The organism is Beggiatoa alba B18LD (assembly GCF_000245015.1).
GTDB lineage: Bacteria > Pseudomonadota > Gammaproteobacteria > Beggiatoales > Beggiatoaceae > Beggiatoa > Beggiatoa alba.
Genome location: NZ_JH600070.1, coordinates 721,654 through 735,203 on the forward strand (window position 1 = coordinate 721,654; position 13,550 = coordinate 735,203).

10 protein-coding genes and 1 pseudogene are annotated in these 13,550 nt (G+C 38.4%); 7 read left to right on the forward strand and 4 right to left on the reverse strand.

The window, feature by feature from the left end:
• Positions 1–151 precede the first annotated feature (151 nt).
• The 3 genes from BEGALDRAFT_RS02930 to BEGALDRAFT_RS02940 form a co-directional block, all read right to left on the reverse strand.
• Entirely contained in the window at positions 152–2,221 is a 2,070-nt protein-coding gene (locus tag BEGALDRAFT_RS02930) for a putative bifunctional diguanylate cyclase/phosphodiesterase (RefSeq protein ID WP_002683504.1), read from the reverse strand.
• A gap of 129 nt (positions 2,222–2,350) precedes the next feature.
• Positions 2,351–2,695: a slr1659 superfamily regulator gene (locus tag BEGALDRAFT_RS02935; protein ID WP_002683505.1), complete on the reverse strand. Its 345-nt coding sequence runs from the start codon at positions 2,693–2,695 to the stop codon at positions 2,351–2,353.
• A 62-nt stretch (positions 2,696–2,757) separates the two neighbouring features.
• Positions 2,758–3,351, reverse strand: coding sequence for a DUF6272 family protein (locus BEGALDRAFT_RS02940; RefSeq protein WP_002683506.1), 594 nt, complete (start codon positions 3,349–3,351; stop codon positions 2,758–2,760).
• A gap of 635 nt (positions 3,352–3,986) precedes the next feature.
• Between BEGALDRAFT_RS02940 and BEGALDRAFT_RS17770 the strand changes: the two genes are divergently transcribed.
• Complete coding sequence (locus BEGALDRAFT_RS17770; protein ID WP_050978391.1) at positions 3,987–6,179, forward strand: ATP-binding protein; 2,193 nt, start codon at positions 3,987–3,989, stop codon at positions 6,177–6,179.
• Between the two features lie 147 nt (positions 6,180–6,326).
• Positions 6,327–7,712: a methanethiol oxidase gene (gene mtoX, locus BEGALDRAFT_RS02950; protein WP_002683509.1), complete on the forward strand. Its 1,386-nt coding sequence runs from the start codon at positions 6,327–6,329 to the stop codon at positions 7,710–7,712.
• 81 nt (positions 7,713–7,793) lie between these two features.
• Here the strand turns inward: mtoX and BEGALDRAFT_RS02955 are convergent, their stop codons facing one another.
• A complete protein-coding gene (locus BEGALDRAFT_RS02955; protein ID WP_002683510.1) occupies positions 7,794–8,270 on the reverse strand; it encodes a DUF2939 domain-containing protein in 477 nt (158 codons plus the stop codon).
• Between the two features lie 205 nt (positions 8,271–8,475).
• Between BEGALDRAFT_RS02955 and ftsE the strand changes: the two genes are divergently transcribed.
• From ftsE to dapC, 5 genes and pseudogenes are all read left to right on the forward strand, one after another.
• Positions 8,476–9,159 carry a cell division ATP-binding protein FtsE gene (gene ftsE, locus BEGALDRAFT_RS02960; protein WP_002683512.1) on the forward strand — a complete coding sequence of 228 codons (684 nt, stop codon included), beginning with the start codon at positions 8,476–8,478 and terminating at the stop codon, positions 9,157–9,159.
• Positions 9,160–9,431: 272 nt separating this feature from the next.
• Positions 9,432–10,360: pseudogene (locus BEGALDRAFT_RS02965) on the forward strand (Rpn family recombination-promoting nuclease/putative transposase).
• A 189-nt stretch (positions 10,361–10,549) separates the two neighbouring features.
• Entirely contained in the window at positions 10,550–11,440 is an 891-nt protein-coding gene (gene ispA, locus BEGALDRAFT_RS02970; protein WP_002683513.1) for a (2E,6E)-farnesyl diphosphate synthase, read from the forward strand.
• A 431-nt stretch (positions 11,441–11,871) separates the two neighbouring features.
• Complete coding sequence (locus tag BEGALDRAFT_RS02975; RefSeq protein ID WP_002683514.1) at positions 11,872–12,198, forward strand: DMT family transporter; 327 nt, start codon at positions 11,872–11,874, stop codon at positions 12,196–12,198.
• A gap of 138 nt (positions 12,199–12,336) precedes the next feature.
• Positions 12,337–13,542, forward strand: coding sequence for a succinyldiaminopimelate transaminase (gene dapC, locus BEGALDRAFT_RS02980; protein ID WP_002683515.1), 1,206 nt, complete (start codon positions 12,337–12,339; stop codon positions 13,540–13,542).
• Positions 13,543–13,550: the final 8 nt, after the last annotated feature.

Sequence of the window (13,550 nt, forward strand, 5' to 3'; positions counted from 1 at the left end):
CTCACCTGAATATAGGCTAAACCATTGAGCATATTAAGTATTAATGCTGTAATTCTGTTTCTTTTGACAAAAAATAACCACTGACTGATGAGCAAACAGGATATGTTCAATTATCCTCTGTGAGTGACGACAAAATGATTTCTCACATGGTTTATTTTGACAATACCAATTTTGCCTGCTCTTCTATCAGAAGCTGCTGCATGTCTTCTTTTAACAAAGGTCTATAGAAAATAAATCCTTGCACATATTCACAGGCAAGCTGGGTGAGTGCGTCTAATTGTGCAGAAGTTTCCACCCCCTCCGCAACAACTCGCATTTCTAGGCTGTGCGCCATATTGATGATGGTAGAGATTAAAATATTACCGCTACTAGTATGAATATCATTAATGAAAGATTTATCAATTTTTAAAATATCTAAGGAAAATTGTTTTAAATAATTGAGTGAAGAGTAACCCGTCCCAAAATCATCAATTGCCATAGAAATGCCTAAATCTTGTAATGCCTGAATTTTCTTCAATGTTTTCTCAGCACTGGTCATTGCTAAGGTTTCAGTAATTTCTAATTCTAACCAGCGCGGGTCTAAATGACTTTGTTGTAAAGCCGCATTGATACTATTTAATAAACCTTGATGGTGAAATTGGCGCACCGATAAATTGACAGCTAACCGAATCGCAGGTAATCCCTGATCTTGCCAAAGCTTATTTTGTAGGCAAGCAGTCCGCAACGCCCATTCCCCAATGGGAATAATTAAACCAGTTGATTCTGCTAAGGGAATAAAATCATTAGGAGAAATAAGCCCTAATTGCGGATGTTGCCAACGAATGAGAGCCTCTGCACCAATAATACGCTGATTTTTAAGCTCAAGTTGTGGTTGATAACAGAGATAAAACTCATTATTTTCTAAAGCACGTCGTAGCCCATTTTGCATTGTTAAACGTTTACGTGCTTCCACATTCATCGGTTTGCTGTAAAACAAATAGTTATTACGCCCTTGCTGTTTTGCTTCAAACATGGCGTTATCAGCGTGTTTGAGTAACTCGTCAATATCGTCACCATCTTCAGGATAAAGACTAATACCGATTGTTGCACTGATAAAAATTTCAAATCCTTCTAATAAAAAAGAACGTTGCAGATGACGCAACAATCTATCTGCCATGTCTGCCGCTGATTGCAAAATCGTCTGTTCATTTCTCAACCCGTCCAGTAACACGACAAATTCATCCCCGCCTAAGCGGGCAACTGAATCAGTATCTTCATTCACACAATTCAGCAGACGATGGGCGACATTTTGCAAAAGTTGATCGCCTGTTGGGTGACTGAATGCCGTATTTACATCTTTAAAATTATCTAAATCAATGAATAATAGGGCGAGTCGGTATTTTTCCCGTTGCGCCCGTTTAATCGCAAGGCGGAGTCGGTCTTGAAATAAGGCACGATTGGGGAGCGTTGTCAGTGCATCATAATGGGATAACTGATAAATACGCTGTTCAGAAAGACGTTGATGCGTGTTATCTGTCAGAATACCAATATAATGCGTTATTTTTTGTTGCTCATTTTTAACCGCACTGATACTTAACCAACAGGCAAACACATCAATATTTTTGCGACGATTCCAAATTTCGCCGCTCCAATGCCCTAGCGTATTGATTGCCTCCCACATATTCTGATAAAACAGTTCTTCATGTAGCCCTGATTTTAAAATACTGGGATTTTTTCCCAAACATTCGACCTCGGTATAACCTGTTAATTTAGTAAAGGCTTGATTTGCAAGAATAATATGGCAATTTGCATCCGTGATAACAATCCCTTCGCGGCTTGCTTGGAAGACACTAGCCGCTAATTTTAATTGTGCTTCTGCATGTTCACGCTCACAAATTTCTGCCTGCAACTTTAAATTATTTTCTGCAAGTTCTTTTGTCCTACGTCTTACTTCACTCTCTAACACGTTACGCGCTTCTAATAACTCCGTTTGAAACAAATCTGTTGTTTCTGTCACTGTTTGCAAAGACAGTTCTAAATCTTTTTTTTCCTGTTCTAAAACAGCAAATTGCTGACGGAATTTGGCAAGGCGATTTAATAATTCATACTCAATTAAATCACCATGTTCAGTGCTCGCTTCAAGGGAAATTTGCAAGTCATCCTTTTCTGCCTCTAACTCGCGTAAACGCTGATGTAGTTCCCTCAATTCTAAGAGTAAAGTTGCTTTGGTTTTATTCTGCATCTCGTTAGCCTTGAAAAACTGAATCATCAGACAATGACTAAAATCAGTATGCGTATGTGAATACTACGACGGCAATTTATCTAACGCGATAAAATTGTAAAGTAAATGACGTGGGTGACAGGATAAAGACTATTCAAGTTGTAAGGTCAACGTCGGCATTAAACGTTGCAGATTTTTTAATAACCTCACTTGCCAAGGTACTTGCTCGTAACCAATCACCGCTAGCTGTAAGTTCTTTTTATTTCTAACATTAATCACAAATTTGGTCATCGTATTAATGCCAGAACTATTTAAAAACTCTAACCCTCGTACATCAAGTGTTAATTCCTCAATGGGTTGCTCGGCGGCTTGGTTCATCAACTCCAACAAAGGTGCATACTCGTCACTGCCACTCAACAACAACGAACCTTTACAGATAATCACATGAGTTGTTGCATCAAACGTAATATCATAATCATCGGTTTTTATTTGCATAACTTTTTACTCTACGATAGTTCTTTTTAAGAAATCCATTCTATTAATAACAATAACAAGGTTTAAGATACATCAAGAGAAACTCGGGTTGTCACAATAGCGATGGGTGGATTTTCCTCTATTGTATCGAATTTCCAACTCAACGTAGCGGAATAGTCGCAAATCATGCTTAAGAATCCTAAACCTGAATGTCCTTTGCTTCCTTCAGAACTCGCATTAGCCTCCATTTGCTGAATATATAATTCTTGTGGGTCTTCGTTCAGTATTCTGGTGATGAATGCCTGAAATTGTTCAACATTATCAGGATTGATACTATTAACCACTTGGAAAATTAATCGATCTCTGAAAAGATGAAAGGCGATTTTAGTCGGAAAACTCGCTGTTTCATCGTTAAACTTCATCGCATTTTCTAATAACTCATTTGCGATATATTTCACTGCATTCTTACTCTTAGCAGGAATATAGCTGCCATTATTCGCTTCACGTTTTTCAGGATTACCCACAAAAAAAGTTTGCAAATAATCCGCAATAAAATCCGCTGACAGCCCATTATTCCGCCACCGTTGTTTTAACGGAATTGATGTTGGGGAAAAGCCAATGACGAGATACTCGGCATGCTCCTCCAAATCAGTAAAATCGCCAAAGAATTGGGACATCGTTTAATAAACCTCCATCAAACTGCTTAGTTTTCCCTAATCACGACAATGGTTAATACTAACAAAGGTTGATGACAGCTAACGGCTTTGCCATACGTGATGCGGGAATATTTTTAACGGGTAATATTTAAACACTTGTTTAAAAAGACACAGTGCTGATAACTATTTTTATTGAATTCGCACTATCCGTGCTTTCTACTTTACACTTGATGGTTAATACCCATATCATTTTTTTAAGAAAATTATATGATTCAGTATATGAGAAACATCTACAATGCAGCATATTTTTATCTTAAGGGTATTAATTCAGTGATTATGCGCTACTAATTGCACAAATCAATAAAAGCGATAACCTTGTTAATTCTTAACATCTCTATCGCGGTAGCTTTAAATTCATGTCCAGCATATCAATATAAAAGATGGACAACTTAAAAAGTTCATTGCAACAAGCAACACCTAATTATCCTGTATTTTGTTACGTCATTATTTTATTTATGCTTGATACAGGCAGTTTACAAATGATTTTTTTAACCATAATCTCAACTAATTTAAGTATCTTAATTCACATCATTCACAGTACAACCTCAAAAATTTAGAGATAATCAGTGAAAACTCAAAATAAAATAGTTGTCTTCATGTTTACCATGCTTGCATTATTAGGTGTTCCCATTATTTTAATGGGTTACATCATCATTAATAAAATTATTTACGAACTCAATGAAAAATTAATTGAAAAAGAACTTTTCATTATACAACAAGATATTATATCAGCGTATAACACACTTAAAAAAAATGGGCTTACGAATAATGCTGAAGCAACCACGCAAGCACAGATAGAAATTTTAAAACGCTATCAATATTTTAAACTTAATGAAACAGGCTACTTTTATATTATCAATTCGAGTGGAAAAGTTGTTTTACATCCTAATTTTGAGCAAGGAAGTATTTTTAATACTAATTATGCAAAACAGCTTATTCAAGAAAAAAGAGGAGTTATACATAGTCGCATCCAAGACAAAATTTATTATAGTGTTTTTCAAGATTTTCCTGCTTGGGATTGGATTATTGTCATCAGTATTGCGGAGACAGAACTATTTAAAGATCGTGCGTTTTATTTAAACTTTGTCATTATAATGAGTTTTCTTATTTTTGCAGGCGTATTGTTATTATCGTACCTTTCTACACGAGGAACAACTCAGAACATACAAGCCATTTTACAATACTTAAAAGCAATTGAATGTGGTGACTTAACCAATTCACCACCTAAAGTCACCCATGATGAAATTGGGATGATTTTACAAGGCATTATTTCTATGGTAACTCGCTTAACTAGCATCAATAAACAACTCATCGATGAAATTCAACATCGTTATACCATAGAAACTGCCTTATTAGAGGCAAAAGAATCTGCAGAAAAAGCCCGCCATGCCGCAGAAGCAGCTAACCGAGCCAAGAGTACATTCCTTGCCAATATGAGCCATGAATTGCGTACCCCACTTAATGGTATTTTAGGCTACACCCAAATTTTACAAAGAGATAAAAATTTAACCTCGCATCAAATTGATGGCATTCACATTATCCACAGCAGCGGTGAATACTTACTCACACTGATTAATGACATTTTAGACCTTTCTAAAATAGAAGCGAATCAACTCGATTTATTTCCCCTTGATTTCAACTTACATGAATTTTTACAAGAGCTAGTCCATTTATTCCAAATCCGTGCGAAAGAAAAAGGCATCAGCTTTTTATATGAACCTGTGACCCATTTACCTGTTGGCGTTCATGGTGATGCCATTCGATTACGTCAAATTCTCATCAATTTATTGAGCAATGCGACAAAATTTACAGAGCGAGGCGGTGTCACCTTTAAGGTTGGCTACTATGAAGACAAAATCCGTTTTCAAATTGAAGATACTGGCGTTGGTATTCATCCCCATGATATAGAAAACATTTTTATTCCTTTCCAACAATTAGGGGAAGTAACCCGAAAAACGGCAGGCACAGGATTAGGATTATCAATTACGAAACGTCTTGTTGAAAGAATGGGCGGTCAGATTCACTTAGAAAGCACTATAGGACAAGGAAGTATTTTCTGGTTTGCCATTGTGTTACCTGAAGCGACCGATTTTAAAAAAGACCATACTGAAATACAAGAAACCATTGTTGCCTATGAAGGTAATCCCCGTACCATTTTAATTATTGACGATAAAGAAAAGAATCGAGCTATTCTACGTAATCTATTAATTCCTTTAGGGTTTAAACTTACCGAAGCAAACAATGGACAAGAAGGGCTTGCACAAGCATTACAAACGCCACCTAATTTAATCCTCACTGATTTAATCATGCCGTTAATGGATGGGTTTGAATTTACACATCATCTCCGCTCTTTTACCAATCTTGAAAACGTGCCAATTATCGCAACCTCTTCAAGTGTTTTTGCACAACATCGTCAGGAAAGTTTAAAAGCGGGATGCGATGCATTTATTACTAAACCTATTCAACAAGATGAACTACTCGCAATTATTCAGCAATTATTAAACATTCAATGGGTTTATGCTTGTCACACAACTAAAGCCGCAGGGGATATGCCGACTGAAAGTGAACATGAAATTTTAATTCCCTGCTTACCAACTGTACAGCTTGATATTCTTTATGATTTAGCAATGATGGGAGATATTACTGGCATTAATAAACAACTAGAATTAATCGATAATCGCGACCCTCATGCAATGAGTTTTATCGAAAAAATCCGTAATCTAGCAGCTAATTTTCAAGTTGAAGAAATCTGTCATCTACTTGCCCCTTATTTAAATCAAAAGTCTTAATTGTTCAACTTATACTTATAACGCCTCTCTTGAGCAAATAAAGAAAAAATTATTATATTTCTTATAAAAATCACGATAACGTACCCGTTTTTATGATGACGGGTAATGTTAATTGCTGATACTAACCCCTAAAGGAGCTATCAATTTATGACAACATTTTCTCATTTAACGCGCAAAACGGTTTTTAATACATTAACCGCGCTTAGTTTAAGCGTCACTGCATTACTAATGCCGATGACAGTACAAGCAGATGAAACCTGTTTATCCCCTTATATGGCGAAAATTGTCGGACAAGAAGATTTTGTCTATGTCTGGACATTAGGCGTTGTCGGTATGGGGGATGAACAAGATAAATTAGTGACGATTGATGTCAATCCCAAATCGGCGAATTATGGAAAGGTTATTCATACTTTATCTGTGGGTGGGCGTAACGAAGCACATCATTCTGATTTTACAGATGACCGTCAATATTTATGGGCTGGTGGCTTGGATACCAGCAAAATTTTTATTTTTGATGTACATACTGACCCCGCAAAACCACGTTTGCATAAAGTAATTGATAACTTTGTAGAAAAAACAGATGGATTAGTTGGACCTCATACGTTTTATGCCTATCCGGGACGGATGTTAATCACCGCTTTATCGAATAATAAAGACCACGGCGGACGCACAGGGTTTGCAGAATATAGCAATGAGGGTGAGTTCATCGCTACACATTGGATGCCAACCGATGAAAATCTGCGTAATGCACAAAAAACAGGGCAGTATGCGGATGGGTACAATTATGATTTACGGTCATTAATCAGCCGTAATGTGACCTTAACCTCTTCATTTACGGGCTGGTCAAATTACATGATGGACTTTGGCAAAATGTTAAATGACCAAGAGGCGATGAAACGTTTTGGGAATACGGTTGTTGTTTGGGATTCTCATACACGCCAACCAAAACAGGTTTTAGATGTACCGGGCGCACCGTTAGAAATTCGTTTTGCGTGGGGAGCGCAGAATTATTATGCCTACACCACAACGGCATTAACCTCAAAAATTTGGCTGATTTATGAGGATGAAGCAACACGTCAGTGGAAAGCAGAGGCAGTGGCGGATATTGGCGACCCTAGCAAAGTACCTTTACCCGTAGATATTTCTATCAGTTCAGATGATAAAACATTGTGGGTTGATACCTTTATGGATGGTAAAGCCCGTGCTTTTGATATCAGCGACCCTCGCCATCCTAAGCAAATTTATGAGAAGGTTATCGGTAAGCAAATCAATATGGTATCTTCTAGCTGGGATGGTAAACGGATTTACTTTAGCAGTTCTTTATTAGCGAATTGGGATAAAAAAGGCGCGGATGATGAGCAATATGTCAAGCTCTATCATTGGGACGGTAAAGAATTAACTCAGCAATGGGGCGTTGATTTTTATGCGGAAAAGTTAGGACGGGCGCATCAAATGCGTTTTGGGGCTTACAGTTTGTATCCTGAGCATCGTCAAAAAGCGATTACTAACATTACGCAAGCAAGTAATCATTAACCATTATTAGTCGCTAAAGTTAAAAAGCCCTCGTTATCGCTTTCAGGTAACGAGGGCTTTTTTATGGATATTTCTAGGCAATTAGAAATATAAAGCGGTAACGCGCCATGTCCAATCTTGTAAGGTCATGACAACAAAGGTGGGGTTATTGCCTAATTCGCGCACACGCACCACAAAGCGGGTAGGAGATTCAAAAAAACCAAACGTCATGGTATCCATGAGTTTCTTTTGTTCAGTAGCTTCTAATAAACGAGTACGTACCCAATTGACATCTACGGTTTCTTGCAGTGCGTTTTGCCCTAACTGTTTTAATTGTTCAACAACTAAATTGCCTAAAGGGCTACCTGTATCAAGGGATTTGTTGGCAAGCCCTTCAATGCCTAATGATTTAGTCGCGGTTTGTTGATAAACCTTTTTGATAGATTCTAAATCGAGCATATTACCTAAATCGGCTGGACTATTCGCAATTAATGCATTGTCTAATTTATAGACCGTGTAATAAGGCAGCCCCACAAACGCCACAAACGCTAAAAAAAATAAAAAACTTAAATATCTCATGGTTATCCTTACTTGTTGAAAGAAATCTTGTGATGACTTCTATTGAAACATAAAAAATACACGCCTTGCTTAATCTTAAGATGTTTTCCGCATCTAACTTAAAGGATAGATGAGAAAGTAACAAGGCAGAATATCAGCTAATTATCCCATTTTCATTGTTAAACGCTATACTGTTAGCCCTCTATTTCGTGCTACCGTCCTTGTCATGATTACATTTTCTGAAGTCCATAAACGTTACGCAACAGGTTATGAAGCCTTAAAAAAAGTTAGTTTTCATTTAGATAAGGGAGAAATGACTTTTTTAACGGGACATTCTGGTGCAGGTAAAAGCACTTTATTACGCTTAATTGCCCTGATTGAGCGGAGCACGGGCGGACAAATTATTGTCAATGGGCAACATTTAGGGCGTTTAGCCGATAATCGAATTCCTTACTTACGTCGTGATATTGGCATGACTTTTCAAGAACATCGTTTATTATTTGACCGCACGGTTTTTGATAATGTCGCGTTACCGTTAGTAATTGGCGGTTTTCGCCATCAAGAAATTCGTCGCCGTGTGCGGGCTGCGTTAGATAAAGTTGGTTTATTAAACTGTGAAAAAAGCTACCCCATTACCTTATCAGGGGGACAACAACAGCGCGTTGGTATTGCGCGGGCGGTCGTGCATAAACCATCTATTTTATTAGCGGATGAGCCAACAGGAAATTTAGACCCCGCACTTGCGGAAGAAGTGATGGATTTATTCACACAATTCAATCAAGTCGGGGTTACTGTTTTAATTGCGTCTCACGCGCTAGGGCTGATTAAACGAATGGGATGTCGTACCTTAGTTTTACAAGCGGGTGAGTTAATTAGCGATTTAAAACCAGCATCGAATAAACGGGCTTAATCCCAGCATCGTGTCAACTCGTGTACATATTCAGTATCACGCCTTGCATTAGCCGTCTTAACCTGACCTTAGCTCTACGAATTTTTTAAAAATAACAACTTGCCTAAATCTTATCTAGTGAGTCCTGATGAAAAACAAGAATGAAGAAAACAAGTTACCCAATAAAAATATAGCAAACGCACTATAAAACGATGCGAAAGACTGCCAGTCCTAAATTTAAATAATTTTATGATACGTTTACTATATCTTCCCAAGCATGAGGAAACATCAACATGACCGACAAATCCCTAGGCACATTCATCAACCCCTTCACCGATTTTGGCTTTAAAAAAAATCTTCGGCAGTGAAGAAAGTAAACCCCTACTCATCAGCTTCCTCAATGATTTATTACCGATAAAACACAAAATTGTCAGCTTAGAATTTAAAAATATCGAAAAGCTCGGCATGTTAGAAGAAGACCGACGCGCCATCTTTGATATTTATTGTCGGGATGAAAAAAAATCAGGAATTCATTGTTGAATTACAACGTGCGAAACAAGAACACTTTCAAGACCGCGCTACCTATTACGCCAGCTTCTTAATTCAAGACCAAGCCAAAAAAGGCAAATGGGATTTTGAATTAACCCCGATTTATTTCATTGGCATTTTAGACTTCTCTTTAGCCAGTTTTCCCGATGACCATTACTTACATTTCGGACAAATAACCGATATTTACAGCAAAGAAGTGATGTTTAAGAAATTGAACTTCATTTACATAGAAATGGCGAAATTCAAAAAACAAGAATCTGAATTAGCGAACCATTTAGAATGGTGGTTATATTTTCTGCGTGAATTAGTGACATTTGACGATATGCCGAGAGAATTTCAAGGGGATATTATCGAAGACGCTTTTGCGTTAGCGAAATTAGCGAATATGAGTTATGAAGACCGTCATGCGTATGAATTAAGTTTGAAATACTACCGCGATTTCATCAATGTGCTTGATACCGCTAAACAGGAAGGGATTGAGATAGGGATGGAGAAGGGTATTGAGATTGGGATTGAACAAGGTGTTAAACAAGGAATCGAACAAGGGATTGAACAAGGCGTCGAACAAGAAAGAATGAAAGTCGCAATTGCATTGAAGAAAAACAATGCCCCTCTTGAACTCATTATGGTTGCGACGGGATTAACACGCGAAGAAATTGAGCGATTAGAGTAAACGTACTATAAAACGATTTGGAGGACTGCCAGTCCTAAATTTAAATCTTTTTATGATACGTTTACTATAGCCTCAGCTATTTTACACCTGAAAAAACAATAACTCTCTGTTTTAGCTTTTAAATATCGCAGAACAGAGGATAGTCTTATATATCTTTTTGACCTTACCACAAAATCATAGAGTAACCACATGACCTTACAAGAATTCATGTCTTTATACCAGCAACGAATTAATCAGGCATTAACCCAACATTTACCCGCCCCCCATATTTTGCCCGTCCGTTTACATGAGGCGATGCACTACGCAGTATTGAATGGCGGTAAGCGGGTTCGTCCGTTATTAGTTTATTTGACAGGACAGGCTTTAAATGTCGCGCCTGATGTTTTAGATATTCCTGCTTGTGCGGTTGAGTGTATTCATGCTTACTCATTAGTTCATGATGATTTACCCGCAATGGATGATGATGATTTACGGCGCGGGAAACCCACTTGTCATAAAGCTTTTGATGAAGCAACGGCGATTTTGGCAGGTGACGCGCTACAGGCACACGCTTTTTATTTATTAACGCATGACCCCACACAACAATTAAGCCCTGCGCAACGTCTTGCCATGGTTGAAGCCCTAAGTCTTGCAAGTAGTTCTCGCGGGATGGTTGGCGGACAAATGATTGATATGGAAGCTGTTGGAAAAAATCTGAATGCGGCTGAATTAGAAAACATGCACATTCATAAAACAGGTGCGTTAATTCGTGCCAGTGTCAAATTAGGTGCGTTAGCATCACCCAATTTTTCAGAGGAAACATTTGAACAATTAGACCGTTACGCAAAATGTATCGGTCTTGCCTTCCAAATCCAAGATGATATTTTAGACGTAGAAGCCCCCACAGAAACATTAGGCAAGAAACAAGGCGCGGATACCGCTTTAAACAAACCGACCTACCCCAGCATTATCGGGCTACAAGCCTCAAAACAAATGGCGATTGAACTGATTGAGCAAGCCGTGCAAGCCCTACAAACTTTCGACCAACGCGCCGACCCATTACGCGAATTAGCACATTACATTATTAAACGGGCTTATTAAGCGCGTTCCCCTAACAAAAGCAACGACCTACTAGGTTTTCAAAACCTAGTAGGTCTGTTTGACCTTACTTTAATCGACAAGATTAAAAGATTGTCTGAATCAGGATTTTCAGGATTAACAGGATTTAAAACCCTTAAACCAAAAAATTAAGGTGAAAGACGCTTTTTAATTCTGCTAATTCTGAAAATTCTGTGAATTCTGATTCAGACAAAAAAAGACCTACTAGGTTTTCAAAACCTAGTAGGTCTGTCGGAACAGGCGAAAAGAGTTGACCAGACAAGCTGTTGTCTTTTTAAAAGAAACTCGCCGAACTCAGGTTACATTTACTCTATAGTAAACGCACTATAAAACGATGCGAAGGACTGCCAGTCCTAAATTTAAATCGCTTTTTGGTACGTTTACTCCATGTGTCAGACAATGAAACAAATAAAATGAATTGGATAATTTTAACGATAGCAGGACTTTTTGAAGTAACATTTACTTTTTGTTTAGGGAAAGCGAAAGAAACAACAGGAAACGAAATGTATTTATGGTATATCGGTTTTCTGATTGCGATTTGTTTCAGTATGGGGCTTTTAATCAAAGCGACACAAACTTTACCCATTGGAACAGCTTATGCTGTATGGACAGGCATAGGCGCAGTTGGGACGGTTTTAGTTGGTATTTTTATATTTAAAGAACCAGTAACTTTTTTGCGACTCCTTTTCCTAACAACGTTAATCGGCTCAATTATCGGACTAAAAATCGTTTCATACTAAAATAAGATTTTAGTCGTTTAAAACCTGACTTGTTTAACACAACCCCTTTTTCAATTGCCCTGAAAAATTACCCCCAAGCTTTTAGCTTCCTTTATACTTATTCCTCTTTTTCCACTGTTTCGCTTATCGTTCACCACCATGAATCCTGACTTAAGCCGTTTACAATCTTACCCCTTTGAAAAATTAGCTAAATTAAAAGCAGGGGTACAAGCACCGTCACAATTGCGCGAAATTAATTTATCCATCGGCGAACCCCAACACCCAACCCCAGCATTTATTGTCGAAGCGATGCAAAAAGCCTTAATCAGTGATTTAGGCAAATATCCAACGACAAAAGGCGTGTTAGCCCTACGTCAACAAATTGCCCACTGGTTAATAGAACGTTTTCCTGAACTCAGTCGCGTTGAAATTGACCCCGAACAACATGTTTTACCTGTCAACGGCACACGCGAAGCCCTGTTTGCTTTTGCCCAATGCGTGATTGACCGCAACGCAAAAAATCCTTTGGTATTAATGCCTAATCCGTTTTATCAAATTTATGAAGGGGCTGCCATACTCGCAGGCGCGACCCCACACTATTTACCCTGTTTAGCCGAAACCCATTTTCAACCCGATTTCGACGCAGTTCCCGCCGAAACATGGGCAAATTGCCAACTGATTTATATCTGCTCTCCTAATAATCCCAGTGGTACATTATTAGATAAAGCAACATTAAAAAAACTTATTGAAAAATCAGATGAATATGGCTTTATTATTGCGGCTGATGAATGCTACATGGAGTTATACGCCGATGAAGCGAACCCACCGAGCAGTTTACTCGCCGTTTGCGCCGAAATGGGACGTACTGACTTTAAAAACTGTGTGATTTTTCATAGCCTGTCTAAACGCTCTAACGCACCCGGATTGCGCTCAGGCTTCGTTGCTGGAGATGCCCGCGTTTTACAACAATTTTTACTGTATCGAACTTATCACGGCTGTGCGATGCCTTTAGCCGTACAAACCGCCAGTATTGTCGCGTGGGCAGAGCAAAGTCATGTTAAAGCAAACCGCGATTTATACCGCGAAAAATTTGCCTTGATGCATGACATTCTTTCTCCCGTTATCCCAATAGAAATCCCGCCCGCCAGCTTTTATTTATGGCAACAAGTGCCGATGGATGATACTGAATTTGTTAAGCAACTCTTTGCAACCCAACGACTGACGGTTTTAGCAGGGAGCTATTTATCGCGCACTGTGGACGGTATCAATCCAGGAAAAAATCGAGTTCGTATCGCCTTAGTGCCTGATGTGAACGACTGTCAAGAAGCGGCACAGCGTATCCGCCACTTTTTAGAAACGTTTTAAAAACCTTT